The organism is Rhizobium sp. S163 (genome assembly GCF_030380805.1).
Classification (GTDB): Bacteria; Pseudomonadota; Alphaproteobacteria; order Rhizobiales; family Rhizobiaceae; genus Rhizobium.
In genome coordinates this window covers 255,370-280,429 of the sequence record NZ_JAUDSA010000007.1, presented here as the reverse complement: position 1 = coordinate 280,429, position 25,060 = coordinate 255,370, and the positions used below count along the sequence as shown (strand labels likewise).

The following is a 25,060-nucleotide window of genomic DNA, read 5'->3' as shown; positions in this document are numbered from 1 at the left end:
CACTCTTCATCGCTAAGTTCATGACGGCGCATATCAATCTCCTTCCAAGGGACATTGAATCATCATCCTGACTAAAGCGAAACCCTTTTATGGGGACGCGGCCTAGTAAAAGAGATTGTCAGCACTGGTGGTATGCTGCTGATACGTTCACATCTAGGAAATCCGCTGGGGCCTTGCGACCCCAGCGTTTTTGCTTCCATCACTGACGCGAGGTCAGATCGTCGGGCAATTCTGCATTGTGGTAGTTGCGGTAGATGTCGCGGAGTACCTTGTTGTCGAAGTTGGTCTTAACCCACTGGTCGAGCCAACCCTTCAGAGCCGTCTCGCCCTTCGGGATGCCGATGCCGAGATTTGTTTCCTTCTGGGTGAACTTCACTTGCAGGGGATTGGCGGACATCTTCTTGTTGATGCCGTTGATGACGGCCGACTGGCTCGACAGGATATCGACCTGTCCGGATACGACTGAAGTAATCAACGTCGCATCGTCCTCGAAGCGGACGATATCGGCGCTCTTGGCCTTTGCGGTAATGTCCTGGTCGTTGGTGGTGGCGCGGGTCACACCGATGCGTTTGCCGTCAAGATCGGCATAGTCCTTGATCGCAACGTCAGCCGGGCCGGCAACCACGAGAGCAAGTGTCGCGTAGGGGACCGAATAGTCGATCGCCTTCTTGCGCTCCTCAGTAATGCCGAGCGACGAGACGACCATGTCGGCCTTACCCGTCTGAACCGACGGTACGCGAGCAGCGTTGGTGATTTCCACTAGCTCCAGCTCGACGCCAAGATCCTTGGCAATCAACTTGGCGGTTTCTACATCCGAACCCGTAGGCTTCAGGTTTTCGTCGACAAAGGAATATTCAGGAATGCCCATCGCCACGGCGATGCGGACCTTCCCGGCCTTCTTGATGTTGTCAAGCACGTCGGCATTGGCGACCGATGCAAAGGCCAGCAGGCCAGCTCCGGCAACAAGCGCCAGTTTCGAAATAATTCTCGTCGGCATTTGAGTCTCCTCTCTCGTTCATCCGACCCTGCGGTTTCCCGCAGGTCCTCCTCCTCAGCTCATAGCTCTTCAGCCATGAACTCCTTCAGTTCCGGCGTCTGCGGATTGGAGAGGATGTCTGCCCCTCCGGTCTCCCAGACCTTGCCGGTATGCATGTAGATGACGCGATTGGCGGCTCGTTTGGCGAAGCCCATCTCGTGTGTGACCACGATCATCGTCATACCACCACGGGCAAGATCCTCCATGACACGCAGCACTTCACCGGTGAGTTTCGGGTCGAGCGCCGATGTCACTTCGTCGAACAGCATCACCTTCGGCTGCATCGCGAGCGAGCGGGCGATCGCCACACGCTGCTGCTGGCCGCCGGAAAGCTGCTCCGGATAGTTGTCGATCTTTTCGGAAAGCCCGACCTTGGCGAGTACCTGCTTGGCGATCTCATAAGCCTGATCCTTGCGCATGTTCTTGACGCGGCGCAGCGCCAGCATGATGTTCTGGGCGACGGTCATGTGCGGGAAGAGATTGTAGCTCTGGAACACCATGCCGATGTCGCGGCGCAGCACGCGCAGATCAAGCTTAGGATCCTCGACACGGTGGCCGCAGACTTCGATCGTGCCGTCCTGGATCGTCTCGAGCCGGTTGATGCAGCGCAGCGCCGTGCTCTTGCCGGAACCGGACTGGCCGATCAGCGCCACGACCTCGCCGGTATTGATCTCGAAGGAGACTCCCTTCAGCACCTCGAGGGCGCCGAAACGCTTGACGACATTGTTAAGTTTAACGGCGGCCGGCATTGAGTTTCCTCTCAAGCGAACGGCTCCAGACCGACAACGGATAGCAGACGCAGAAATAGAAGAGCGCTGCGACGCCGAAGACCAGGAACGGCTGGAACAGGGAGTTGTTGATGACCTGCGCGGCGCGCGTCAGCTCCAGGAAGCCGACTACGGATGCGAGCGAAGTATTCTTGACGAGCTGGACAAGGAAGCCGACAGTCGGCGGCGTGGCGATCTTCAGTGCCTGCGGAAGGATGACGTCACGCAGCGCCTGCCAGCGGGTGAGGCCCAGGCATTCGGCTGCCTCGAACTGCGTCTTGGCGATTGACTCCACCGCGCCGCGCCAGATCTCGCCGAGATAGGAGCTCGAATAGACCATCATTCCAAGACCGGCAGCAACGAGCGGCGGAACCGCAATGCCGAAGACGCCGAGCCCAAAATAGAGCAGAAACATCTGGATCAATAGCGGCGTGCCCTGAACGATCTGGATGTAGACGAGCGCCGTGCGCCGCAGCCAGCGGAAATGCGAGATACGCGCCAGCATGACGAAGAAGCCGGCAATGCCACCAAGAACGAAAGCGAGCGCCGAGAGGACGACGGTCCAGAGCAGGCCGTCGAGCAGATAGAAAAGATGATTGGTCGAGAACGCGCCGAGCATTGTCACCTCACAGATCTAGCCCGAGCCGGCGGCGGCGCGGGAATGCAATGACGCCGAGCCCGAAGAAGGCGGCGCGCATCAGATAGGTGATCGCGATGTAGAGGAGTGCTACGACGAAATAGGTTTCGAGCGAGCGGAAGGTGTTCGACTGGATATTGTTGGCAACCCCGGTCAGCTCTTCCGCTGAAATTTGCGAACAGATTGACGTTGACAGCATCATCAGGATGAACTGGCTCGAGAGCGAGGGATAGACGCGCTCGATCGCTGGCAGGAGGATGATGTCGCGGTAGATCTGGAATTTCGAGAGGCCAAGCGCCTCCGCCGCCTCGATTTGGCTCGGATGGATCGAGTCCATCCCGGCCCGGACGATCTCGGCGGTATAGGCGCCGACGTTGATGACCATCGCAAAAACCGATGCGGCGATGATCGGCAGGCGAAAGCCAATCGAAGAGAGCCCGAAAAAGATAAAGAAGATCTGTACGATAAAAGGCGTGTTGCGCACCGTTTCGATATAGACGCCGACGATGCCGCGCAGGATGCTCGAGTTAGAGCGGCGGGCAATCGCGCAGGCCACACCGATGCCCATACCGATGATCACCGAAAAGAGGGTGATCTCGATCGTCGTCAGTGCGCCGGATAGGAAATCCTTCCAATAGGGCACGAGTGCCGCGAAATCGAACTGATACTGCATAACTCCTCCGTGCGCGGCGGGTCACGCCGACGCCAATGCCTTATCGTGCGAGCCAGCCCCCATCGACGGGGATGACCGTGCCGTGAACGTAGTCGGATGCTGCCGATGCCAGGAACACGGCGGTACCGCCGAGCTCCGATGGCGTGCCCCAGCGCCCGGCCGGGATGCGCGCCAGGATCGCGGCATTGCGGTCCGGGTCTTCACGCAGTGCCGTTGTGTTGTTCGTCGAGAAATATCCGGGCGCGATCGCGTTTACGTTGACGCCTTTGCCGGCCCATTCGCAGGCAAGCAGCCGGGTGATCCCGGCAAGGCCGCTCTTCGACGCCGTATAGGACGGAATCCGGATGCCACCCTGGAACGACAAAAGCGATGCTATGTTGACAATCTTGCCGCTACCCTTTTCCAGCATGTGCCGACCCGCCGCCTGCGACAGGAAGAATGCCGTCTTCAGATTGGTATCGATGACAGCGTCCCAATCGTCCTCGGTAAAGTCGATCGCATCAGCGCGGCGAATGATCCCGGCATTGTTGATCAGGATATCGAGGCCACCGAAAACCGAGATGGTTTCGGCAACGATCTTCTTGACCGGGGCGATCGTGCCGAGATCCGCTTTGATCGCGTGAAAGCGGACACCGGTCTTGGTGACCAAGGCTTCGGTTTCCTCCATCGACGAGCGGCCGACGGCGACGATCGAAGCGCCTGCCTCTGCAAGCGCAACGGCTATGCCCTGGCCGATACCAGTGTTGGCGCCGGTAACAATCGCGATCCGGCCCGAAAGATCGAAGGAATTGACCATCGTCCTACCTCAGATCCGCGATGGCGATATGGTCCATGTCGGTGAAGCTCTTGTTGTCGCCGGCCATGGCCCAGATGAAGCTGTAGTTCTTGGTGCCGGCGCCCGAGTGGATCGACCAGGGCGGCGAGATGATCGCCTGCTCGCTGGCAACCAGCATATGGCGGGTTTCCTGCGCCTCGCCCATGAAATGGAAGACGCGTTGGTCGGCTTCCAGATCGAAATAGAGATAGGCTTCCATGCGCCGGTCATGCGTATGGGCCGGCATGGTGTTCCAGACGCTACCGTCATCGATCATGGTGAAGCCCATGGTCAGTTGGCAGGACTGGCAGACTTCCGGGTGGATGAACTGATAGATCGAACGCTTGTTGGCAGTCGCCGCTTCGCCCGGTGTCAAATGACGCGCTTTATCGCGCGTCAGGAGCACAGTCGGGTGGGTTTCATGCGCCGGGGTCGAGACCAGATAGAATTTGGCGGGCCTGGCAGCATCTACGCTTTCAAAGCGAACATCTTTGGCGCCCTTGCCGACATAGAGACAATCGTATTTCTGAAGCTCATGGGTATTGCCGTCGACGACGACACGGCCGGCGCCACCGACATTCAGCGCGCCGAGCTCGCGTTCGGCAAGGAAGGTCTCTTGACCGATTTCCTTCGGTGCGCCGAGTAAAAGCCCTTCGCCGAGCGGCGTCGCACCGCCGATGACCATACGGTCATAGTGCGAATAGGTGAGGCAGATTTCGCCACCTGTAAACACCGTCTCGATCAGGAAATGGCGGCGCAGCGTTTCGGTGTCGTAGCCGCGAACGGCTTCGGGATGGGAAGCGTGACGGACATCGATCTTCATTGATTCTTTCCCTTCTCTTCAATGGACGCCGAGGGAGATTTTGCATCCTCGATGAAATAGTCTGGGTCCCAGATCTCGGCCTTCTCGACTTCGCCGAGCAGCTTGCCGAGATGAAAACCCATGGCGGCGGCAGCCCCGGCTTTGTCGCCGGCCTTCATGCAATCGATCACTGCGGCGTGTTCCTCGATGACACGAGCAAGACGTCCTTCCTGCGGCAAGGTCAGCAGTCGATAGCGATCGGAATGAATCTTCACTTGCTGGATAATCGCCCAGATGCCCGGAAAACTTGAGATATCACTGATCAGCTTGTGAAAATCGTTGTCCAGGACATGGAAGGCCGCGACATCGTCATCGCGCACGCAGGCGCTAAGATCGGCCAGATTGCGCTCCAGCAAGCGAATTCCAGTTGGCGTGATCTTTTCGACGGCGATCGAAACAGTCGTATCTTCTAGCGCCTTGCGTACCAGTATCGCCTCATAAAGAGCCCGACGCGGAATTCGAGAAACAAAGGTCCCCGACTGCGGAAAGACGTCGACGAGGCCATCGTCGGAAAGGCGTAGGATCGCTTCGCGGATCGGCGTGCGGCTGACGCCGAACTGCGCCTCCAGTTCTTTCTCGTTGAGGAGATCCATCGGCTTGCGGCGCAGCGAAATGATATCGTCGCGCAGCGCGTTATACACGAGGGTTGCGGCCCGCGGGGCGGCGGCGCGCTGGTGCGAGAGGTGGGTGACGCCGGAAAGCGAGCGCTTTTTGCGTGCTTCGCTCATCACGCCGCACTCCAGACTTCAACGAACGTACGCACTAGATTTTTGTCCACCCGTCGCCACCTCCCGTTGGCTTGAGAAGAAGTAGTATATTAGTATCCAAGTTTGCGCAAGATGGGGAGTGCGCGAGCCCCATAAGGCGACAGATAGCTATGAGCGAGGGGCAACCTGCTCGCCACTGCCAGTCGGCGGGCTTGCAGCGTGAGCGATAGTCGCGAACACGATAACGCATCAAGCTGGATACTCATGAGCTATAGAGAATGCTTTTATCGCTCAGGAATTGGTGCTGGCAGCCCACCCAAGAGCTGATTCCTTACGTGACGTTCTTGCCATGCTCGCATCGGGGCAAAGGTTTCACGCACTCGTGGGAAGGCAATCGGTACCCGAGCTGATCTGGAGCGACTTGATTGAAAAACCCACGGCAGGATGACGCTTCAAAGCAATCGGAATCATAGGACACGGCTTGTAGGGCATCAGAATGGATGGGCTGACCTTGGCTCGGTGATGGCGCGCTCGAAAGCTCTATTGAAGCTTGGAGCAGTAAAAACCAGCCCTAGATAACAGCTTGGAACGTTCACGCGTTTTAAGCATTTACCCGCGTCTCACGATGAGGCGGATTTGAATATGGGGGTATCGTGAGCAGTACGCAAACCAACACGCTGACACTGAATGACGTCACTGTCATCGAGGATTCCAAGCTGAAGAAGGCGATAACCGCGGCCGCCCTTGGCAATGCGATGGAATGGTTTGATTTTGGCGTCTATGGCTTTGTCGCAGCCACTGTTGGCAAGGTGTTTTTCCCCGAAGCTTCACCTGCGGTTCAGACAGTTGCTGCACTCGCTACCTTCTCTGTACCATTTCTGGTGCGGCCATTGGGTGGCGTGTTCTTCGGCTCCATGGGTGACAAGTTTGGCCGACAAAAGGTCCTCTCGCTGACGATCGTCATCATGGCTGTGAGCACTTTCTGCATCGGCCTCATCCCAAGCTATGCTATGATCGGCTTGTGGGCTCCTATCCTGCTCCTCATGTGCAAACTCGTCCAAGGGTTCTCGGTAGGCGGCGAATACACAGGCGCCGCCATATTTGTCGCGGAATACTCACCTGATCGCAGGCGCGGTTTTCTTGGAAGCTGGCTTGATTTTGGATCGATTGCGGGATTTGTGCTAGGCGCCGGACTGGTTGTCGTACTGACAGCAGCGATGAGCGAGGCAAACTTTCTGTCCTGGGGTTGGCGCCTGCCGTTCTTCCTCGCGGCCCCGTTGGGCCTCATCGGCCTTTATCTAAGACATGCCGCTGAAGAAACGCCGGCCTTCACCGAACGCCTGAAGCGAACCGAAAAGGAAGATAAGCAGGCGTTGTCTGAACGGCCGATGATTCCCATAGCTGAAATCATCCAAAGGCATCCACGGTCCTTGGCAATATGCATCGGCATGGTGCTTGTCACGAACGTTACCTACTACATGCTCTTAACCTACATGCCGACCTATCTGGCAAAGACCCTCGGCTACACAGAAGATCATGGTGCTTTGATCATCATCGCTGTCATGGTCGGGATGTTGTTCGTGCAGCCGCTGGTCGGCTTTCTGAGTGATCGCATCGGCCGCCGCCCGTTTCTCGCCGTTGGCAGCTTGATCATCCTTGCCTTGTCGTTGCCAGCATTTCATTTGATAGCGAGCGGCAACACTATTGGCATCTTTTTTGGCTTGTTGATCCTCGCGATCGGCCTCAATTGCCTTGTCGGAATTATGGCTGCAACGTTGCCCGCTCTGTTTCCGGCACGAATTCGCTACAGTGCGCTTGCTATATCCTTCAACATCTCGATCATCGTCGCTGGTCTCACTCCCACGGTGGCGGCTTGGTTGGTCGAAGCGACCGACAACATCTACATGCCGGCTTACTATCTCATGGTTGCCGCCGCCGCAGGTCTTCTCACAACCCTTTTCCTGAAGGAGACGGCCAATCGGCCTCTTTACGGAGACACGCCGAACGCATCCAGTCGCAAGGAGGCTAGGGCACTTCTCGCGGAGCATTATTTGTACATCGAAGAAAGCGTCGAAAAGATTGATGAAGCAATGGCGGAGTTGACCGAGCAGATGCAAATTCTTCAACAGAAGCGTGACAAGCTCGTGGATCAGCATCCCGAACTGAACTGATCGCGCCAAGACCTGTGGTAAGCAGGCAGATCGTCGCCGACGCTTTCTGCACTTGCCGGTAAGTGTTCATTTGTGAGCGTGACCTCTACACGTGTGGCGTTCGCGAGGTCTGCGACCACGGATCCCCATTGCATGCGACCTCACCGCGGTGGATTGCGCTGCTGACAATGTCGACGCTGCCGGTGTGCCAGAGTTAGTCAAGGTCGAGGACTGCTTCGCCGAGCGGTCTGGTCTCCGTGAGGAAAAGCAGGCTGACTTCGCGCCGGACCCATGTGGGTCAAGGCTCCTCGGTGCGTCGCGTGACAGTCCGCGAGCTTTCGACGCATAAACTTCGAAAGCTCGCGGGTCATGCTGTTGGCGAAATCTCGATCTGACGCTTCTCCCGTTTGTTGGTACTTTCTCATCGGCGACAAGTGGTTGCGGTCGCCAAGCATGATCAGTGATCGAGCCGGTCATCGGGTAAAATCTCTTCAAAGGCACATCATTCGTTCAGTGAACCGCCAGGCAATTAATCCTTGCACTTGGCGTCATCGCCTCTAGTTCCAGATCGAATGCAATTGTGGAGAGTAGCCGTGCCAAGGATCGCAGTCATCGGAATGGGAGCCATGGGGGGTGCCGTTGCAAAGGTTCTTATGTCTTCCGGCGCGGAAGTCGTCACCTATCTGGAAGGACGATCACCCGCAACAAGAGATCGAGCGCTGGCTGCAGGCGTCCGAGAAGTCGATCTGACAGCGTTGCTGGGAGCCGACATCATACTATCAATTGTGCCACCGTCCCAGGCTGTGGAAGTGGCCGATCTAGTCGTGACGGCAATGGGCTCGTCGCAGTCTCACACCATCTTTATCGACTGCAATGCCGTTTCACCTCAGACTATGGGCAAAGTTGCTCGATCCTTCGAGAACAGTAATGCGAGGGTGCTTGATGGCTGTATCATTGGTGGGCCACCGGAGGCAGGAAAGCCCGGCCCACGCTTCTATCTCAGCGGGGGCGCGAAAGAGATTGTACCGGTCCTCCTCGCATACGGCCTGGATGCTCGTTCACTGGACAGCGGCGTGGGCGCAGCTTCAGCCCTTAAAATGTGCTATGCCGGCATCAACAAAGGCCTGATAGGTCTGGGCACCTCGATGATGCTTGCCGCCGCCAAAAGTGGAGCGGACAAGGCGCTCATGGCCGAGCTTTTTGAAAGCCAGTCGCAGCTCTTGGCAAAGTTTTCCAAGGGTATTCCCGACATGTTTCCAAAAGCATACCGTTGGGTTGCAGAAATGGATGAGATTGCTACGTTTTTAGGGCCGGATGACCCCGCTGCGGATATATTTGCCGCATTGGCTGATGTTTTCCAACAACTGGCAACTGACCGCACCTTAAATGGCGATGTTACTGCGACCTTGTCCGAGATGCTTGCCGCGCAACCTGAGGGCAGCCTCAATCGTTACGATGCATTGAGCAACGGCAACTTTGATCAAGGCAGTAGGGGCCTCCAACCGGTTCCGAGTGCGCGCGAAAGCCAGGACAGGGCCGAGCTGGAAGAGGAACTGGAGGAAGGTCTCGAAGACAGCTTCCCGGCCAGTGATCCGGTCTCGGCTACCGTCACCAGTATCCCTGGAAGGACAAGGACGTAAAAGCTCTCGATGTTCTCAACCGACCCGACACCGATCGCCGTCATCCGCGTCGTTGATCTTGAGACCGGCGGCAATGGCCCGCACGAGGTATGTGAAATCGGTTGGCAGGACGTGCTCCAGACTGATGATGGCCGATGGCAGCTCGATCACGAGCGTGGCTCGTTGATGGTCAATCCTGGTCGACCTATCTCACCGGAAACGATGGCCATACATCATATTCTCGACCGAGACGTAAAAGGAGCACCGTTCTGGAGGGAGATCGCAGCGTCGGTGCTGCAACCGCGTCGACCTTTGCGGGCCTTGGCCGCTCACCGCGCTGCGTTCGAGCAGCGCTATTGCACTCCGCTTCTGTCGGGAGGTGCGCAATGGGTCTGCACATGGAAATGCGCGCTGAGGCTATGGCCCGACCTGCCGCGCTTTTCAAACCAGATGCTTCGTTACCAACGTATGCCCGAGGGGCTGGTTCACGAGATCGGATTGCCAGCCCACCGGGCATTACCTGATGCTTACGTGACCGCCCACCATCTCCGCGACATGCTCAATGAGGCTACTCTGGATCAGTTGCTCGCCTGGAGCGCCGAGCCAGGGCTTTTGCCCCGCATTCCATCTGGACCAGAAAGGGGAAAGCCCTGGGACCAGGTTGCGTTGGATGTGGTGCAACACTTCCTTTCGGATCGAGATCGAGATGCTCGGTTCACGGCCGAGACTGAGATCGTGCGACGAGGCGGGGAACCTCCCCGGAAACGTACCTCTGCGCAAGGCCGCCTCCTTTAGCGGGGTCCCTTAGTGCCGACATCCCCCCGGCTTCGATGTAATCTCCCTGGATGGCCCGTCTGCTACTGAACTGGATTGGCCCCAGGGCGAGGACGTTTCTGCATCTGCGAATGGCAGATCTCAGATACCTGAAGGTATCAGAGTACGGCCAAAAGATTGGGGCGGCATCTCGAGGGCCGCCCCGAACTCGTGTGTGACCTAGCGCAGCGACTTAAACGCGGCTCTTAGTTCCTCTGCAAATAGCTGCGGCTGTTCCCATGCGGCAAAATGGCCCCCTTTTGCTGCTTGGTGGTAGTAGATGAGCGAGGGATATGCCTGCTTGCTCCAGCTTTCCGGTGCCTTGTAGATTTCCTTTGGAAACGCCGTAATGGCAACCGGCACTTTGATGTCTCTCGTCTTCTGGGTATCGGAACTAAAGTTGTTGTTGTTGTTTTCCCAGTAAAAGCGGGACGACGATGCGCCGACGTTGTTCAGCCAATAGAGCGTGATGTCGTTCAGCATCTCGTCGCGGGAGAGTACGTTCTCCGGGACACCACCGCTGTCGCTCCATTGCGCAAACTTCTCGTAAACGAAGGACGCCAGGCCGGACGGCGAGTCAGAAAGCGAGTAGCCAATCGTCTGCGGACGCGTCACCATCATTGCACCATAGGCCGCGTTTCGGCCAAAGAACGTGGACAGCGACTGGTATGCGTCCTTCTCGTCCTGCGACAGGCTGCTCGGGGCCGGGTCGCCAGCATTGATACCCTTCATGAGTTCGCCCGGAACGGTGGCTGGCATGTTGAGATGAATGCCAAGCAGGCCGTTCGGATTCTGGCGTGCCAGAGCGTCGGAGATAACAGAGCCGTGGTCGCCACCTTGGGAGACATAGCTTTTGTAGCCGAGGCGCTTCATCAGCACATCCCAAGCTTTGGCAACTCGGTCAGGGCCCCAGCCGAGTTCGGTTGGCTTGCCTGAGAAGCCATGGCCAGGGATCGATGGGATGACAACGTCGAAAGCGTCTTCCGCGCGTCCGCCAAACGCGGTCGGGTCAGTCAAGGGCCCGATGGCCTTCATGAACTCGAACTGCGATCCCGGCCACCCATGGGTGAGGAGGAGGGGAAGGGCATTGGGGTGGCGCGAGCGAACGTGAATGAACTGGATGTCGACGCCGTCAATTTTTGTGATGAATTCCGGGACCGCATTCAGTTCGCTTTCGGCCTTTCGCCAGTCGTAGTCGGTACCCCAATATTTGACCAACTTCTGGACCCGGTCCAGTTGAATGCCCTGCGAAATGTCATCGACAGTCTCCTTGTCTGGCCAACGTGTCTCAGCGATCCGCTTGCGCAGATCATCGAGCTGTGACTGGGGAACTTCAATCTTGAACGGACGGATGCTTGCGTCCTGCGCCGCCGTTGGAGTGCCAACAACAGGAGCATCGGCGGCGTAAACCTCCTGCATTGTGACAACTGGGAGCATCATGAAGGAACCAACCGCAATCGCAAATGCACGATTGGTGATGGGCTTTTGGCGATACGTCATGTTTGCTTTGGTCATAGGTCCTCTCCTTGTTTGTGTCGACGTGGCGACAACCGGTGCAGAGAGGATCTACGACCCCGACGTATCTGGCTTGTTTCCTGATGGTGGAGACTTGTATCAAAGCGTATCGATCGACATGGATCGAACAAACCTGACGTATCGGGTGCCGATCCAATGGCATGCCATTTTGGGTAAGCTAAAGCAGGCGCTTCAAATCACTTTTGAGACCGACTGCTTTCTGCTTGCGAACGTGGCTGGTTAACTGCAAGCGAACCTGGGTATCCAAAAGGCGAAACCGACGGTACTCAAATCTCGCTGCTGACCCCACCGGCTTACTCACAATCGGACATGAGTTCAGTGACCGCAGGAGTTGTTTTTCGGCCACCTTCCGCGACCGGACCATTGGCCGGATCCCGGGGCAACCGCGTGCAGCAGGATCTTGGCCTCGAGCACCTTACGCCGGCGTTTTCACGTCGGATCCTCGTCGAATCTCTTGGTGCTCTGAATAACTGGCAACCATTTCTCGCGTCGTTTTGTCCAGACCTCCATCTCGGGCACTAGGTCAGTTGGCGCTTTGTCCAGTGATCCGAAACGAATTTCCACGTCATTGTCGTTAAGGCAAAACAAACGTCCCCCACAACGCGGGCAAAAACTCCGACCCGCATACGTAGAAATCTCGCCTGAGTATGTGAATGTGTCGCGCGGCCAATGAGCGAATGAAGAAAATGAAGATCCGCTCTCTTTTCGGCAATCTGCGCAATGGCAGAGACCTACGCGAAAAGGCTCGCCATCCACCTGATATCGGACCGCTCCGCACAAACATCCTCCAACAAGGATCATGCTTCCATCTCCTCGCCTGACTTTTCAAATCCTCATGCATATCTTTCAGAGGCACTTGCAAGCCGCGGGATGTCCCGCGGCCTTCTGGTTCAAGGAAAGTCTCCATATCTACCAAGGTTGGCGACCGTACCAGTCGTCGATATCCTTTTCCGTGCGGTCCTTCTCGTAGCCGTACCGCTCCTGGATCTTGCCTTCCAGTTGGTCGCGCTTGCCCGCAATGACATCGAGGTCATCATCAGTAAGCTTGCCCCACTGCTCCTTGACCTTCCCTTTCATCTGCTTCCAGTTTCCTTCCACGCGATTCCAATCCATGACTTCCTCCTTTTGATTGCATTGGAACTTAACGGCCTAATGTCCGAACTGTTCCGACAACCCCTCAACTCTGATGCCGTCGATCAGGGACTGACCGCTGGAGAACATAGCCTCGTGAACAAGAGGATCGCCGCATGTTCAATAACAAAGCGCTAGGCCCCAGCGCTTGAAGCGACCGACAGAATGCTCAGATCGTCACGCGCGTTCATCGCGCCATTACTGGTCTACAGCCTGGAGCGCCGACCCCTCGCGAGATCTCGAAAATCCGGTAAGGCAAGAGGACTTGACGATGGGCGACGGTCGGCGATCCCGGCAGTCTGGCCGGGGAATTATGCCCGTCCAGATCTCGGCAGATCGAGCCGTCAACCTGGGTTCGTGCTGAGGGAGCTGGTTATAAACGCTCAGGAGTAGGGGTCCGTCTTGCGTCGTTCTCGCGCCCCATCGCGCGATGTTCTGGCCGATGGTTACCGAGAGTGGGGTGGGAAAGGAGACGGGAGCGCGATCGGGTTCTAAAAGCAGATGCTTGCTATGATTGTCGAGCTTCTCAGGGGACGATGATGAGATGCAAGCTCTGCCGACCTTTCTCCGCCCCAGATTGATGCTTCCTGAAATCAACAAAGATTTCATTGTCTTTGTGGCGCGCAAACATATGTATGCGCGAGTTCATGAGCTTTAAGGACTATCCGTGACAAACGAGATCGCGAGCCCGCATGTTGAGCTAACCGAAGATGCACTTGCCCAAAGTGAGGGACGACGCCGCGCCCTTTTCGAAGCAATCGACGACGGGTTTTGTATCATTGAGTTCATTGACGGCCCGGAAGGTCCGATGAGTGACTACGTACACATCGAATCTAACTCGGGATATGAGCGGCAGACGGGGATAAAGGGTATCGTCGGAAAGCGGCTTCGTGAAATTGAGCCCGACAATGCTGATGTCTGGCTGAAGGTCTATGGCGGGGTGCTTGAGACCGGCGAGACAGTTCGGTTCGAGCAAGAATTCAAGGCGATCAACCGCTTCATCGAGGTATCTGCTACACGGCTTGAACCGTCCAGCCTCAAGCAGGTGTCCGTTCTTTTCCGCGACATCACCATGCGAAAGGTCGCCGAGCAAGCGTTGCGAGAAAGCGAAGCACTTGCTCGCGAGAACATTCAGCGCGTCCAACTTGCTCTCGCCGCTGGAGCAATTATCGGAACGTGGTCATGGGACGTGCCAGGCGACAAATTTACCGTCGATGAGGCATTCGCAACAGCCTTCGGCTTCGACCCGAACCTCGGACGAACAGGTCTGAGCCTTTCACAAGTCGTAGAGACGGTCCATCCGGACGACCAGCCGGGTCTTGCCGCGGCGATCAAGGAGGCATTGCGGCTAGGCGGACCATATGCACATCAGTACCGAACCCGCCGACTTGATGGGCAGTATAGATGGCTGGAAGCCAATGGACGTGTCGATCTAGGATCGAATGGAGAGGCCACGCTCTTTCCCGGTGTGCTCATCGACATCGAGGCAAGACGTGCCGCAGAGCAGGAGCGAGATCGTGCTGCGGCAGACTTGCGAACGCTGACAGAGACCCTGGAGCAGCGGGTAGAAGAACGCACGGCAGCGCTGATGCAGGCGGAGGATGCTCTGCGGCAATCACAGAAGATGGAGGCGGTTGGCCAGTTGACCGGTGGCCTTGCGCACGACTTCAACAACATCCTCGCAGGGATCGGCGGCAGCCTGGAGCTCATGAAGGCACGTCTGGCGCAGGGAAGGATCGGCGACACCGATCGCTACCTGGCCGGCGCACAAGGTGCGGTCAAGCGAGCTGCGGGCCTCACCCAGCGGCTACTCGCCTTCTCGCGCCGCCAGACCTTGGATCCAAAGCCTTCGAACATAAACCGCATCATCACCGACATGCATGATTTGGTCACGCGGAGCGTGGGCCCCGGCATTGACGTGGAAGTCGCCGGTGCCGGCGGTCTGTGGACCGCATTTGTGGATGTCGGCCAGCTTGAGAATGCGCTTCTCAATCTTTGCATCAATGCAAGGGATGCAATGCCGGATGGCGGAAAGCTGACGATCGAGACGGGTAATCGTTGGCTGGACGAACGGGCTGCAAGGGACCGTGGTGTCGAACCTGGCCAGTATGTTTCAATGTGTGTGAGTGACACTGGCACGGGCATGTCGCAGGATGTAATTGCTCGAGCGTTTGATCCATTTTTCACGACGAAACCGACGGGCCAAGGAACGGGGCTCGGTCTCTCAATGGTTTATGGCTTCGCCGGACAGTCGGGCGGTGCAGCGCGCATATACTCGGAACTTGGCAAGGGAACGATGATCTGCATCTACCTTCCCCGGCACCACGCCGATGGTCTAGAGGAAGAGAATGCAACGCCCGAGGCGCCGGTTCCTCCAGTTTCAGGAAAGACAACCATTTTGATCGTCGACGACGAGCCGTTGGTCCGAATGGTCGCCGTCGACGTGCTCGAAGAACTTGGATACTCCGTCCTTGAAGCCGATGACGCGCCGTCAGCCCTTAGAGTTTTGAGCTCGCGGCCCGACATCGATCTGCTTTTGACAGATGTCGGTCTGCCGAATGGCATGAATGGAAGACAGCTTGCGGATGCCGTCCGCGCTGATCGCCCAGATCTACCTGTTCTATTCGTCACAGGTTATGCTGAAAACGCAGTCCTGAATCACGGACATCTGGATCGCGGGATGCAGGTGCTGACGAAGCCTTTCGCGGGTGACGTTCTTGCAAGAAGAGTAGCCGAGTTGACGCGCAGCTGAGGCCAATGCTCCTGCTCCTATCCCCGATGTGCAAGTGCGGATGCTCTCAGCCTTGGTAAAGTGTGCCTGTCGTGACAATCTCTCGATAAATCTAAGCTGCGTCGACGGCAGGAATCTCGACTCCTGCGAGTTCACGCACCCAATGCGCCTACCGCGACAATATCCTGCAACGCACTTGCCCGAAGCATTGACAGTGGAGGCGGGGGCTAACCAGATACCATTGACTTTGCAATTCGGGATCATCCTAATGCCGAGTTCAGATTACCGTCTAGCGGCCGGATTGCGCGGGAAATTCAAGTCTCTGAACATCATATCCGAGTTCACTGGCCTTGCGGACCATCAGCTTCAGTTTTGCCTTTGATGGTACGGTGCGCGCGTAGATCCAAAGGTTTTTCATCTTGGGGCCTGCACTTACGAACCACGTCCTGTCGGGAGACTTGTAAAGGACCCTGTAATTGAATGTTATGAAGAAGGGGTAGCGGACCCGCATTTCGGCATTGTTACGCCCCAGATCGAGGATCCTCCCATCACCTTCGACGGTCTTCAGTCGTCCCCCTGGTCTGCCGACGTAGCAACCGTCTTCGACTTTGACCTCGCCTGGTGTCTTTCCAAGCTTATAGGTGGAGTAGCCCGCAACGCATCCATCGGTCAGCCACATTGGTCGGCGGCCGATTTCAAGCCATGTTCCTTGATAGTGATCCATGCCGATCGCAATCGACCTCGGCTCTGTCGAGGCCGATGATGCCGGGCTGCACGAATACATAAACGCGAGTAACACAGCAAAACACCAGTAAGAAATCTTCTGCATCTTTCGCTCCCATTCGTTGTGGCTGTAGTTCGATCGGATTGCTCTCATGTCCGTGATATACCCGCACATCGAAGGGCGATGAACGCCAACAGGCTGGCGACGGCGAAGGCATTTAGATTGAAGAGGGTCTCGAGTTCTGGTGCAGTCCAAACATGCAGCGGCGCACCGATGAAATTGCGCGAGAACACGAACACGACAAAGACAAGCACGGCCATTCCGCGCTGCCACCACTTTTCGTGTGCCTGGAAAGACAGCGCGACGAGCATGATGCAGGCGGCGAAGTACAATTCCGTGCCCGAAGCCGATCCGAAGAGTTTCGTCTCGAACAAGGTGTCGAACGTGCCGATGAGCGGCAGCGCGATCCGGGCCGCCAGCGAAGATCGTCTGGCTACGACCGGAATCGCCAGGAAGAGGGGGGCTGAGAGCAATGTCCCGAGCGATGCGGCCACGCCATTGCCTACCAGATACCAGACATAGACAGGATAGAAGGGCTTGTTCAGCAGGATGACCCAGGCAATCGTCACGGTCGCCTGGGTGATTGGGTCGAGCTGTTTGGTTGTCTCAGACATTACGTGGCCGGCGCCAGCAGGTAATGGCCGACACCCCAGACATTACCTTTATCATGTCCGAACAGTCCTGCAGTTGACAGGAAGAAGAGCCGCCAACGTCGAATCCAAAGGTATGCATCCCTGCCATACACCTTTGCAAGGATTGGCCGAATGCGATGAAGGTCGCGGTCAAAATTCGCCAGCCAGTCCAGCGCTGTGCGGCGATAGTGCGTTCCCGACCAACGCCACTCCCGCTCCACCTTGAACAGATCGCCGAAGCGGTGCGGCAGGTCGTGCGCCGGCATGATTCCGCCGGTAAAGAAGTGCTGGGCGATCCAGTCGGACGGGTCGTTGGGATCGAACCTGTAGGAGCGGTCCTTGTGGGTGAATACGTGCAGGAAAAGTCTGCCATCAGGCTTCACCCAACCGCGGACACGTTCGAGAAGCTTGCGCCAGTTGGACATGTGCTCGAACATTTCGACCGACACGACGCGGTCGAACTTGGCCTTCGTGGTGAAGTGGTTCATGTCGGCGGTGATGACATCAAGGTTTGTCAGGCCATCTCGCCGCGCGACGTCAAGAATATGGGCTCGCTGCGAGGCCGAGTTCGAAACGCTCGTGATGCGTGAATTGGGAAAGCGCCGTGCGAGATAAAGCGAAAGCGAGCCCCAGCCACAGCCGAGCTCCAGGATCGTCATGCCGTCCTCGATCCCCGCATTTGCGACAGTGTCGGCGAGCGCCAGGATTTCTGCTTCCGCGAGCGTCGTATCGGGCGTCGGATAAAGGCAACAGGAATACTTCCGCTGCGGGCCAAGTGCGACCGCGAAGAAGTCGGCCGGCACCTCATAGTGCTGGCGGTTGGCCTCTTCGGTGTGGGTCGCGACGGGAAAGCGGTCCATGATCTGGACGAAATCGCGCTCGGTATCCGCCGTCGTTGTCGCGAGCTTGCGTTGGTGCGTGCGCAAAGAAAATCGATGCCGGCCAGTGTCATTGCGTCGGTGAGCGGCGCGCGCTCGGCAGTGTTGATGGCGAATGCCAGCATGTTCATTGTGGATCTCCTGGAAGGGTGGATTTGCGAGGACCTGGGAAGAAGGCGTTGACCCTGCGCTGCAGGGCACGGAACTTGTTGCCGCGCGAGCGCAGCATGTGCTCTTCGAGAGGTGGAACGCCGGAAACATGCACCAGCAGCCAGTACATCATGAGTGGCGCGAGCAAGGACAGCCAGTTCCATGTCGATCCGGTCGATGCAAACAGTGGCCAGCAGCACCAGAAAAGCCATTCGAAGAAGTAGTTGGGATGGCGCGAGTAGCGCCAGAACCCGACCTCACAGACTTCCGTCTTTGCCTCGGGCGTCTTTCGGAAGCGGGCGAGCTGGGCGTCGGAGAGGGCTTCACCGCCCAGCGCGACGATGGCGAGGAGCATGGCGAGACCGTCCATGGCCCGTGGGAACGGGTGGTCATTGGCTGCAGCGAGATAGACGGCCAGGACGAGAACGAAGGCGGCCAATGCCTGTATCTGCAGGAAGAGGAACAGCCGCCAAGCTGCGCGGTCGCCCCAGTCGTCGATGAATTTTGCATAACGGGGATCTTCGCCGCCGCCTTTGGTGCGCCAGCCGATGTGGCTTGCGAGCCTTAACGACCAAGCGCAGACCACGATCAGAAGGATGGCGCGACGACTAATGTCGCCGTCTGCATATGCGACAGCAAAGATGCCGCCGAGCCCAACGCCGACCGACCACACGGTGTCGATCCACCCGCTTTTTCGGCTTACACGTTGAATTGCCCAGGCGCCCGCCATGGCCAGCGATAAGAACATTGCGATGACGACGAGCGGCAAAATACTCATCAGCCTGTCCGTGAATGTTGACAACGCTGTCTCTACGGATGGGAAACGCATTCGGTTTCCACTTCATCGATAAATCTTCTCCAAATCAGGCTTTTGACGAAACTGTTTCGACGCTCGCTCGTATAAGAAGCATCCGGGAGGAGGATCTGATCATGAGAAAGGTGACAATTGCAGCGTTTACATTGACGCTATGCAGCTTGAGCGAGGCTCATGCTGCCGACATTGACGGTCTATGGGCACGTGGAGACGGCAATGCCAAGGTGAGGATCGCGCCATGTGGAGCGGATATTTGCGCGACCAACACCTGGATCAAGCCAGGCACGCCGAAGGAAAGAGAGGGGGACCGACTTGTCATGTCCATTAAGCCTGGGCTCGACGGTGTTTACGCCGGTACTGCCTTCGATCCGCAGCGAGACATGACCTACAAACTGTCGGTAACAGTCCAGGGAGACAAAATGACCACGAAAGGCTGTATCGTGGCTGGCCTCTTGTGCAAGGGTATCGATTGGACCCGCATCAACTGAGCATTGATAAGGAATCAACGAAAAAGGATGGTGAAGGTAGGCCAATTGCTGCGAATGACGCGTACATCGCCAACCGTATCTCACGTCTAATGATTAGGCCTCCACGCGGCTTACATTCCGAGGCGCCGCACTCGCCATCTGGTCGGGCCTCTAGATGGCTTGATAGCAATTCTGCAGACCCGCACGGCTCTAGAGTGCGGGTCTGGTAGCTGATGTCGGCAGACATTCGCCACGAGGCACGCGACTTAGAGAGGTGGTGCGGCGCCACCGTGCAGTGCACCGAGCAGCCACAGGATGATCAGTACGACAACGACCAATCCCAGCACGCCACCTAGGCCTCGCCCCCCGTATCGTCCATGTGCGTAGTAGCCGCCGCCACCACCCAGCAATACCAGAATTATGACAATTATCAGAAGCGTGCTCATGCTTTAATCCCTTTAGTTGAAAGACATACGGCACTTCAACGCAGGCATTGCCTCGGAGTTCCACTTCGATATCAATCCGGGCCCATTACCAACTAAGACGACTATTCATTCGTCGGTGACATCGCAACCCGGCGCAACTATCGCGACAAAAGGCCTACGAGGAACCGATGTGCCAACACGAACGTTCTTCGCTAAGTTGGAGAATTTGCGATGAAAAGTGCAAAATTTGACTGGTTAGCTCGTGCTGGGTACGGTGCTAGAGGAGTTGTGTTCCTACTGGTCGCTGGGCTCGCCACCTTTTCAAGCTTAGGTGGCGGAGAGGCCGACACAAAATCGGCGTTGGATGTGCTACTTGACCAACCACTTGGATCTTTATGGCTGGGAGTGATTGCCCTGGGCCTTCTTGGCTTCGTGGCATGGCGTCTCGCACAGTCGCTGGCCAATGCAGACGGTCACGATGACAGCGTCAAGAGCTATGTGATCCGCCTAGCTCTTTTTGGCAGCGCCGTTACCTACATCGGGTTGGCAGTCTATGCATTCCAGAATGCGTTGGGCATGGGATCAAGGGGAGGTGGAGGAGAAGATAGTTTGGCTGCGTGGGCGATGGCTCAGCCGTTCGGTCGATACCTAGCGGGCGCAATCGGCGTGGGATTTCTCACTGGAGGGATCGTAACCGCACTGAAGGGCATCACCCGCCGCTTTGAGCGCTATCTCGACCTGCGGGAGAGTCAGCCGTTGCTCCTAATTTGCGTTTATGGGCTCGTCGCTCGCGGAGCGATTTTCGCCATAGTTGGTATATTCTTCTGCTATGCCGCTTTTACCGTCGATCCGAGCCAAGCAGGCAGCATGAGCGACGCTCTGAGATGGATTGGACAACTGCCTTTTGGCGGCGTGCTTTATCTGGTCGTTGCAATCGGACTAGCCGCTTTCGGAATCTACAATCTTGTCGAGGCACGGTATCGACGGGTCAAGTCGCCATCCATGGCCGACGTTCGCGTTGGTCTTCCAAAGCTACATCGCTAGGAGTTTTGTAACTTCGATGAACGGCAGGAACAACCGACGATGATCACCTTGATTTCCGCGAGCGTTCTGCCATCGGCCTCGCTCGCATTTGCGCAGCTAGCGCGAGTGTCCGCTGCTGGCGCTGGCATTGTGAAGGGCACTGCGTCGGCGTTTGAATGGCAGGAGCCGATCTTATGAACGAAGACTTCGCGCAGGGTTCGGCTGCCAACGGTTTCGACGTTGGCAGATTTTTCGCCGGCATAGCGCGAGGAGCAGCTGGGGCCCTTTTGTTCGCCTTGCCCATGCTGATGACCATGGAAATGTGGGAGCTCGGCTTCTACATGGACCGAACGAGGCTATTGATCCTAATGGCCCTCAATGTGCCTCTACTTATCGTCCTCTCCGATCGCGTCGGGTTCGAAGAAACAGCAACCTGGCGTCAAGCCATAAGGGATGCCAGCGTTGCCTACTGCCTCGGCGTCATTGCAAGCGGGCTCATACTTGTGGCGATGGGCGTCGTGACCTCCGATCAAGCGCCTCACGAAGTCATCGGCATGATCGCGGTGCAATCGGTTCCGGCGAGCATTGGTGCGATGCTTGGGCGTAGTCAATTGGGAGGGCAGTCTCAACATGATGACGCCGACACTGACGACCCGTTGCACGACCGGGAAAGCAGTTATGCAGGAGAGCTATTCCTCATGGCAGTTGGAGCGCTCTTTTTGAGCCTGAATGTTGCACCGACGGAAGAGATGATCTTACTGTCATACAAAATGACGCCATGGCATGCGCTACTGATAATTGTCGCTTCCCTGGCTCTCATGCATAGTTTTGTTTACGCACTCTCATTCCGGGGAAGCCACGACCTTGCAGAGGGGACGCCGGGCTGGCATGCCTTCGTACGCTTCACGGTCCCAGGCTATGTCATCGCTGGATTGATAAGCGCTTTTTGCCTTTGGACCTTTCACCGCACCGACGATGTCGGCACTACCCAAGTCCTGATGATGATCATCATCTTGAGCTTTCCTGGCGCCATAGGTGCCGCTGCTGCCCGCTTGATCCTTTAGAGGCCAAGATGACGAAAACCACTCCTGGCAAAAACATTGAGACAAACGAGCCCCATTGGATTGAATGGGTAACAGGAGCTTCATCTGCCGCGGTTGTCTTGATCGTCATCATCTGGATTGCCAAGGATGCTATCATGGATCGTGACGTGTCTCCCGACCTCCACGGGGCTGTACTTCAGATTGACGCGCGAAGTGAAGGGTTTCAGGTTTTGTTTGAAATCCAAAATGGCTCGAGCCAGACGGCGTCTCAGGTGACAGTTCGGGCAGAGCTCTCGGATAGTTCGAAATCGGTCGAAGTGGCTGAAACGATAGTCGATTACGTCCCAGGTAATTCCAAGGCAAAGGGCGGAATCATCTTCCAAAACAATCCATACGGGAAAGCCATCGCGATCAGAGCAGCTTCATTTAATGAACCTTAGTTGTCTAACCAAGGACGCGTCAATCGCGACTTCATCGAGGCATCACTTCCGTTCCGTGACGGAGACTCGATCGCGATGGTCCTCTACCCGCTCGCCAACCGTTCCTCCGACAACAATCACCGTGAAAATCGCAGCGCATCCAACGAGGAAGATCATCGTTGCTGCCTTCAACCCGAATTCGCTCTGCTTTCTCATCAGATCACCGGAATTTCGGCAGTCGAGGCGGGGCGTTGGCGTGAATTTCGTGGAGTGGTGCGTGCTTCCCCAGAAGCCTCTTTAACTTTCGTTCTTCAACCGGATTGATGCCGAACTTCCTGCAATGCTCCGCTACATCCTTGTAGCCCGGGCCGGGGATGCGGACCTGTCGATTGTCTTGTGAGTGGGACATGTTTGTTACCTCCTACTTAACAACGTCGAAGCGACGTCAAGGTTTCCCGATCAGACCGCCGGTGGTGAGGGTGGAGGAGGATTTCAGCTGTCTATCTGGAACGATCGACCGATACCGTCATTTCTCCGTGGCTGATGTTGGACATATCTGTACCGGCTAGCAAAGGTGGAGCATGGCATGAGGTATTTTCTGGAAGTGATGGATGGCTCCGGAGAAGGTCCGGTGAATATGTCGATTGATTTTGAATCTGAGGAAGAGGCCGTTCGTGAAGCCCATGTCGCGCTCGCTGAGATGGCTCGGGACGGGCTGCCTAAGGAACCTGTCAACGTTATGTCGGTGGAGCTCTTCGACGAACTAAAACGCCCAATTACCGAACTGCGGCTGATTTTTGAAGTCATACCAAAGTCAGGTCGACGGTAGGCGATCCTTAAGGAAACTGAAGTCAGCCAATCACCTGTCACAGCTTCTGCGGAACTGTTCGGAAGTTTGGAAGTTTGCCTTTGGAGATCGCGCTTGTGCCAACCGGACGCGACAGGGATGGTGAACGCAGCGGTTTTTCCGGTTTCTCGCTGCGGGCAACGAAGTGCCAGGCGAGCATCTGACCTGTCCAAGCTGCGATTTCTTCACCGGATACTGTGCGAACGACACCTTCAACACGCGCTCCAGATCGCGCGGAGGCCCATGAGGGTCAGATGGAAAGGGCAGTCTATGCGTCAGTCACCGTCGAAGCGTCATGCGCTCGCAAGTCGGTCAAAACGGTGAAACGGGCTGACGTCGAAGAAACCTTGGCGCAAGCCGATGAGAGCGGTTAGCCTGCGAAACAATACATGCGTCGACTGGAAATTTTCGCTGAAGAGAAGGAATGTTAGGTGTCAGCGGAAGGTGGGTTAGAGGGTCTTCGAATGCCCCAGTTCGGTGATCGTCGCCCAGCGTGTTCAGGTGACGTCAGTCCACGAATTGCATTGTCTGGCACGAACTCGCCTAATCCTCGTTCGGCTCGAGGATGTTTTCCGAACCGATACTCGAGTTGACGTGACAATTCTGCCGGGTCTGTTACCCCGTCGGTGAAAAGCTTGACGAGCAACATTGCGGCAATATTTGTTTCAGCACTTTCTGAAGGTTCACTGACTAGATAGCCAGCATCGCGTAGCACTTGGTTCAAAAGGCGGAGCTCGTCAGCGCTTACTTTGGCAGACATTTCGAACCTCAAATCTGAAAATCTGCACTCTAACGCCAATAGTCATCAATAGTTCCAGGACTGCTCGATATGTGCGACTTAAGTCGCCCTGGCTACTTCTAGATGGTGCGCCTGATGGGGTACTGGAGGCACAGAGCTTTCAGTGAAAGTGACCTGCCTCCCCAGCTACCTTTGTTTCTTCTCAAACGAGGCTCGCACTTAACCCGCAGCATCAAACGATCCTGCCTACTTACATATCGACCTTTTCATTATCGCCCATGTCAGGCTTTGTGTTGCTCACTGCGGCTGCGGCCATCTTGATGTAACTCACGATCGTACCGGGGCTGTCCCAGTACTCGGCAAATGAAGGCGTGACCTTCAGCACTCTGATGGACGGATCGTCCGGGCTGTCCCACCATGCCTTGGCCGGTGTTGACCACAGCTCCTTGATGCGTCCTCTGTCATCGCTCACTTTCGCCGATCCCGACACGGACACGTATTTCTGTCCCTTGCTGTCAGCAAACGCCAGGCAAACCTGCGGATTTTGAGCGATCTCTTCGTCTTTGTGTCCGTCTACATCGGTGAGAAAGTAGAACGTGTTCTCCAAACGCTCCGCATGCGCGGCCATGGGACGCGAACGAAGTTCTCCAGATGATTGAGTGGTCAGCATGCAAAAGCCGATCTTTTCGGCGAGGTTCCAGACCGTGTCGAGGTTGCTGTCATCTGTCATGATTGTCTCCAGATTATCTGAGTTGACGGCCGGTGAGGGTGAGGGGACTTGGTCCCATTAGCAGCCATTGTAGGGCTACCACACATCGAGCCTCGCTCGGGGCAAGGCTCGATGGGATCAATGGTTGCCGCCGCTATTTGCAAGTGTTTGCGGGGTCGGTAGCTGTCGCATTGTTGTTGGTCGACGGATTTGTGGTTCCACCTGCATCGCGGCGAGCGCAGTCGTTCGCGTCTCCGCCAGATGCGCCAGAATTTTGGCCGTTCATATTTGTACTATTGTTGTTTGAATTTGTATTGTTGCTGTCTGAACCGGTAGTGCTATTGCCAGAGTTCTGACCGTTGTTCCCGGATGCTCCGGCACCTGTGTCACTGGACGCTCCGGCACTCCCAGAAGTGCCTGTTCCTCCGTTTCCCGAGCTACCGGATGACTGGGCAAGGGCAGAAGTGGCCAAGCCAAGCGAGATCACAGATACAGTCAAGATTTTCGTAAACATGTCGTTTCCTCATTTGAGCTCCTCAGTAGTACCCAACCTATGTCGACCGTCGTAGTTCCGTGGCGCCATCCAATATAATTGACCGAGTGAGAAAAACGGAACGCACGCGCGGAACCGACGTTAATGGGGCGATTATCTTT

The 25,060-nt window shown here is 56.5% G+C and carries 25 protein-coding genes and 3 pseudogenes; 11 read left to right on the top strand and 17 right to left on the bottom strand.

Features of this window, described 5'->3' with window-relative positions; genetic code table 11:
* Positions 1–199: 199 nt before the first annotated feature.
* The 7 genes from QTL96_RS10010 to QTL96_RS09980 are packed head-to-tail and all read right to left on the bottom strand — an operon-like array spanning position 200 to position 5,430.
* Positions 200–997 carry a transporter substrate-binding domain-containing protein gene (locus tag QTL96_RS10010; protein WP_289727637.1) on the bottom strand — a complete coding sequence of 266 codons (798 nt, stop codon included), beginning with the start codon at positions 995–997 and terminating at the stop codon, positions 200–202.
* A 59-nt stretch (positions 998–1,056) separates the two neighbouring features.
* Positions 1,057–1,785, bottom strand: a complete 729-nt coding sequence (locus QTL96_RS10005; protein ID WP_112820880.1) for an amino acid ABC transporter ATP-binding protein — start codon at positions 1,783–1,785, stop codon at positions 1,057–1,059.
* Entirely contained in the window at positions 1,769–2,422 is a 654-nt protein-coding gene (locus QTL96_RS10000) for an amino acid ABC transporter permease (RefSeq protein WP_112943129.1), read from the bottom strand. The genes QTL96_RS10005 and QTL96_RS10000 overlap by 17 nt, the downstream gene beginning before the upstream one ends.
* Before the next feature lie 7 nt (positions 2,423–2,429).
* Positions 2,430–3,113, bottom strand: coding sequence for an amino acid ABC transporter permease (locus QTL96_RS09995; RefSeq protein WP_113197078.1), 684 nt, complete (start codon positions 3,111–3,113; stop codon positions 2,430–2,432).
* Positions 3,114–3,153: 40 nt separating this feature from the next.
* Positions 3,154–3,909 (bottom strand): 2-dehydro-3-deoxy-D-gluconate 5-dehydrogenase KduD, encoded by a 756-nt coding sequence (gene kduD, locus QTL96_RS09990; RefSeq protein ID WP_113197079.1) that lies wholly within the window; start codon positions 3,907–3,909, stop codon positions 3,154–3,156.
* Positions 3,910–3,913: 4 nt separating this feature from the next.
* Positions 3,914–4,750 carry a 5-dehydro-4-deoxy-D-glucuronate isomerase gene (gene kduI / locus QTL96_RS09985; protein WP_113197080.1) on the bottom strand — a complete coding sequence of 279 codons (837 nt, stop codon included), beginning with the start codon at positions 4,748–4,750 and terminating at the stop codon, positions 3,914–3,916.
* The gene (locus QTL96_RS09980) at positions 4,747–5,430 is read right to left on the bottom strand and encodes a GntR family transcriptional regulator (protein ID WP_289727636.1); all 684 of its coding nucleotides are present in this window, start codon (positions 5,428–5,430) and stop codon (positions 4,747–4,749) included. The genes kduI and QTL96_RS09980 overlap by 4 nt, the downstream gene beginning before the upstream one ends.
* A gap of 719 nt (positions 5,431–6,149) precedes the next feature.
* Between QTL96_RS09980 and proP the strand changes: the two genes are divergently transcribed.
* From proP to QTL96_RS09960, 4 genes and pseudogenes are all read left to right on the top strand, one after another.
* Positions 6,150–7,667 (top strand): glycine betaine/L-proline transporter ProP, encoded by a 1,518-nt coding sequence (proP, locus tag QTL96_RS09975; protein WP_289727635.1) that lies wholly within the window; start codon positions 6,150–6,152, stop codon positions 7,665–7,667.
* Between the two features lie 551 nt (positions 7,668–8,218).
* Positions 8,219–9,001 (top strand): annotated as a pseudogene (locus QTL96_RS09970) (DUF1932 domain-containing protein); the annotation flags it as partial.
* A 78-nt stretch (positions 9,002–9,079) separates the two neighbouring features.
* Positions 9,080–9,286, top strand: a pseudogene (locus QTL96_RS09965) (hypothetical protein); the annotation flags it as partial.
* Between the two features lie 9 nt (positions 9,287–9,295).
* Complete coding sequence (locus QTL96_RS09960; RefSeq protein ID WP_289727634.1) at positions 9,296–10,060, top strand: exonuclease domain-containing protein; 765 nt, start codon at positions 9,296–9,298, stop codon at positions 10,058–10,060.
* 198 nt (positions 10,061–10,258) lie between these two features.
* On the opposite strand, the gene QTL96_RS09955 is transcribed toward QTL96_RS09960, so the two are convergent.
* Complete coding sequence (locus tag QTL96_RS09955; RefSeq protein ID WP_289727633.1) at positions 10,259–11,593, bottom strand: epoxide hydrolase family protein; 1,335 nt, start codon at positions 11,591–11,593, stop codon at positions 10,259–10,261.
* On the opposite strand from QTL96_RS09955, the gene QTL96_RS09950 reads away from it, so the two are divergent.
* A complete protein-coding gene (locus QTL96_RS09950; RefSeq protein ID WP_289727632.1) occupies positions 11,577–11,837 on the top strand; it encodes a hypothetical protein in 261 nt (86 codons plus the stop codon). The genes QTL96_RS09955 and QTL96_RS09950 overlap by 17 nt on opposite strands.
* Positions 11,838–12,043: 206 nt before the next feature.
* Here the strand turns inward: QTL96_RS09950 and QTL96_RS09945 are convergent, their stop codons facing one another.
* Positions 12,044–12,415: a GFA family protein gene (locus tag QTL96_RS09945; RefSeq protein ID WP_289727631.1), complete on the bottom strand. Its 372-nt coding sequence runs from the start codon at positions 12,413–12,415 to the stop codon at positions 12,044–12,046.
* A gap of 108 nt (positions 12,416–12,523) precedes the next feature.
* Positions 12,524–12,727 (bottom strand): CsbD family protein, encoded by a 204-nt coding sequence (locus tag QTL96_RS09940; protein ID WP_289727630.1) that lies wholly within the window; start codon positions 12,725–12,727, stop codon positions 12,524–12,526.
* 685 nt (positions 12,728–13,412) lie between these two features.
* Between QTL96_RS09940 and QTL96_RS09935 the strand changes: the two genes are divergently transcribed.
* The gene (locus QTL96_RS09935) at positions 13,413–15,497 is read left to right on the top strand and encodes a response regulator (RefSeq protein ID WP_289727629.1); all 2,085 of its coding nucleotides are present in this window, start codon (positions 13,413–13,415) and stop codon (positions 15,495–15,497) included.
* A gap of 268 nt (positions 15,498–15,765) precedes the next feature.
* Here QTL96_RS09935 and QTL96_RS09930 read toward each other — a convergent pair whose 3' ends face one another.
* From QTL96_RS09930 to QTL96_RS09915, 4 genes and pseudogenes are all read right to left on the bottom strand, one after another.
* Positions 15,766–16,260, bottom strand: coding sequence for a lipocalin family protein (locus QTL96_RS09930; RefSeq protein ID WP_289727648.1), 495 nt, complete (start codon positions 16,258–16,260; stop codon positions 15,766–15,768).
* 89 nt (positions 16,261–16,349) lie between these two features.
* A complete protein-coding gene (locus QTL96_RS09925) occupies positions 16,350–16,874 on the bottom strand; it encodes a hypothetical protein (protein ID WP_113197837.1) in 525 nt (174 codons plus the stop codon).
* Positions 16,874–17,901, bottom strand: a pseudogene (locus QTL96_RS09920) (cyclopropane-fatty-acyl-phospholipid synthase family protein). Before QTL96_RS09920 ends, QTL96_RS09925 begins: the two are co-directional and overlap by 1 nt.
* Positions 17,898–18,698 carry a DUF1295 domain-containing protein gene (locus QTL96_RS09915; RefSeq protein ID WP_289727628.1) on the bottom strand — a complete coding sequence of 267 codons (801 nt, stop codon included), beginning with the start codon at positions 18,696–18,698 and terminating at the stop codon, positions 17,898–17,900. The pseudogene QTL96_RS09920 and the gene QTL96_RS09915 overlap by 4 nt, the downstream one beginning before the upstream one ends.
* A gap of 152 nt (positions 18,699–18,850) precedes the next feature.
* Here QTL96_RS09915 and QTL96_RS09910 point away from each other — a divergent pair, with 152 nt between their 5' ends.
* Entirely contained in the window at positions 18,851–19,222 is a 372-nt protein-coding gene (locus QTL96_RS09910) for a DUF2147 domain-containing protein (protein ID WP_289727627.1), read from the top strand.
* A 245-nt stretch (positions 19,223–19,467) separates the two neighbouring features.
* Here QTL96_RS09910 and QTL96_RS09905 read toward each other — a convergent pair whose 3' ends face one another.
* Complete coding sequence (locus QTL96_RS09905; RefSeq protein WP_112943118.1) at positions 19,468–19,647, bottom strand: DUF3309 family protein; 180 nt, start codon at positions 19,645–19,647, stop codon at positions 19,468–19,470.
* Positions 19,648–19,857: 210 nt separating this feature from the next.
* Between QTL96_RS09905 and QTL96_RS09900 the strand changes: the two genes are divergently transcribed.
* The 3 genes from QTL96_RS09900 (at position 19,858) to QTL96_RS09890 (ending at position 22,132) form a co-directional block, all read left to right on the top strand.
* A complete protein-coding gene (locus tag QTL96_RS09900) occupies positions 19,858–20,670 on the top strand; it encodes a DUF1206 domain-containing protein (protein WP_289727626.1) in 813 nt (270 codons plus the stop codon).
* Between the two features lie 173 nt (positions 20,671–20,843).
* Positions 20,844–21,713 (top strand): TIGR02587 family membrane protein, encoded by an 870-nt coding sequence (locus QTL96_RS09895; RefSeq protein WP_289727625.1) that lies wholly within the window; start codon positions 20,844–20,846, stop codon positions 21,711–21,713.
* Between the two features lie 8 nt (positions 21,714–21,721).
* Complete coding sequence (locus QTL96_RS09890; RefSeq protein ID WP_289727624.1) at positions 21,722–22,132, top strand: TIGR02588 family protein; 411 nt, start codon at positions 21,722–21,724, stop codon at positions 22,130–22,132.
* Positions 22,133–22,331: 199 nt separating this feature from the next.
* Here QTL96_RS09890 and QTL96_RS09885 read toward each other — a convergent pair whose 3' ends face one another.
* The gene (locus QTL96_RS09885; protein WP_112943113.1) at positions 22,332–22,520 is read right to left on the bottom strand and encodes a hypothetical protein; all 189 of its coding nucleotides are present in this window, start codon (positions 22,518–22,520) and stop codon (positions 22,332–22,334) included.
* 228 nt (positions 22,521–22,748) lie between these two features.
* On the opposite strand from QTL96_RS09885, the gene QTL96_RS09880 reads away from it, so the two are divergent.
* Positions 22,749–22,940 carry a hypothetical protein gene (locus tag QTL96_RS09880; protein ID WP_289727647.1) on the top strand — a complete coding sequence of 64 codons (192 nt, stop codon included), beginning with the start codon at positions 22,749–22,751 and terminating at the stop codon, positions 22,938–22,940.
* 1,007 nt (positions 22,941–23,947) lie between these two features.
* On the opposite strand, the gene QTL96_RS09875 is transcribed toward QTL96_RS09880, so the two are convergent.
* Entirely contained in the window at positions 23,948–24,427 is a 480-nt protein-coding gene (locus QTL96_RS09875) for a pyridoxamine 5'-phosphate oxidase family protein (RefSeq protein ID WP_289727623.1), read from the bottom strand.
* Positions 24,428–25,060: the final 633 nt, after the last annotated feature.

Bases quoted from the DNA above. Each gene is read 5' to 3' on its own strand.
- QTL96_RS10010 (WP_289727637.1), bottom strand. From the start codon at position 997: ATGCCGACGAGAATTATTTCGAAACTGGCGCTTGTTGCCGGAGCTGGC.
- QTL96_RS10005 (WP_112820880.1), bottom strand. From the start codon at position 1,785: ATGCCGGCCGCCGTTAAACTTAACAATGTCGTCAAGCGTTTCGGCGCC.
- QTL96_RS10000 (WP_112943129.1), bottom strand. From the start codon at position 2,422: ATGCTCGGCGCGTTCTCGACCAATCATCTTTTCTATCTGCTCGACGGC.
- QTL96_RS09995 (WP_113197078.1), bottom strand. From the start codon at position 3,113: ATGCAGTATCAGTTCGATTTCGCGGCACTCGTGCCCTATTGGAAGGAT.
- kduD (WP_113197079.1), bottom strand. From the start codon at position 3,909: ATGGTCAATTCCTTCGATCTTTCGGGCCGGATCGCGATTGTTACCGGC.
- kduI (WP_113197080.1), bottom strand. From the start codon at position 4,750: ATGAAGATCGATGTCCGTCACGCTTCCCATCCCGAAGCCGTTCGCGGC.
- QTL96_RS09960 (WP_289727634.1), top strand. From the start codon at position 9,296: ATGTTCTCAACCGACCCGACACCGATCGCCGTCATCCGCGTCGTTGAT.
- QTL96_RS09950 (WP_289727632.1), top strand. From the start codon at position 11,577: ATGTTTGCTTTGGTCATAGGTCCTCTCCTTGTTTGTGTCGACGTGGCG.
- QTL96_RS09955 (WP_289727633.1), bottom strand. From the start codon at position 11,593: ATGACCAAAGCAAACATGACGTATCGCCAAAAGCCCATCACCAATCGT.
- QTL96_RS09945 (WP_289727631.1), bottom strand. From the start codon at position 12,415: ATGATCCTTGTTGGAGGATGTTTGTGCGGAGCGGTCCGATATCAGGTG.
- QTL96_RS09940 (WP_289727630.1), bottom strand. From the start codon at position 12,727: ATGGATTGGAATCGCGTGGAAGGAAACTGGAAGCAGATGAAAGGGAAG.
- QTL96_RS09930 (WP_289727648.1), bottom strand. From the start codon at position 16,260: ATGTATTCGTGCAGCCCGGCATCATCGGCCTCGACAGAGCCGAGGTCG.
- QTL96_RS09925 (WP_113197837.1), bottom strand. From the start codon at position 16,874: ATGTCTGAGACAACCAAACAGCTCGACCCAATCACCCAGGCGACCGTG.
- QTL96_RS09915 (WP_289727628.1), bottom strand. From the start codon at position 18,698: ATGAGTATTTTGCCGCTCGTCGTCATCGCAATGTTCTTATCGCTGGCC.
- QTL96_RS09910 (WP_289727627.1), top strand. From the start codon at position 18,851: ATGAGAAAGGTGACAATTGCAGCGTTTACATTGACGCTATGCAGCTTG.
- QTL96_RS09905 (WP_112943118.1), bottom strand. From the start codon at position 19,647: ATGAGCACGCTTCTGATAATTGTCATAATTCTGGTATTGCTGGGTGGT.
- QTL96_RS09900 (WP_289727626.1), top strand. From the start codon at position 19,858: ATGAAAAGTGCAAAATTTGACTGGTTAGCTCGTGCTGGGTACGGTGCT.
- QTL96_RS09895 (WP_289727625.1), top strand. From the start codon at position 20,844: ATGAACGAAGACTTCGCGCAGGGTTCGGCTGCCAACGGTTTCGACGTT.
- QTL96_RS09890 (WP_289727624.1), top strand. From the start codon at position 21,722: ATGACGAAAACCACTCCTGGCAAAAACATTGAGACAAACGAGCCCCAT.
- QTL96_RS09885 (WP_112943113.1), bottom strand. From the start codon at position 22,520: ATGTCCCACTCACAAGACAATCGACAGGTCCGCATCCCCGGCCCGGGC.
- QTL96_RS09880 (WP_289727647.1), top strand. From the start codon at position 22,749: ATGTCGATTGATTTTGAATCTGAGGAAGAGGCCGTTCGTGAAGCCCAT.
- QTL96_RS09875 (WP_289727623.1), bottom strand. From the start codon at position 24,427: ATGACAGATGACAGCAACCTCGACACGGTCTGGAACCTCGCCGAAAAG.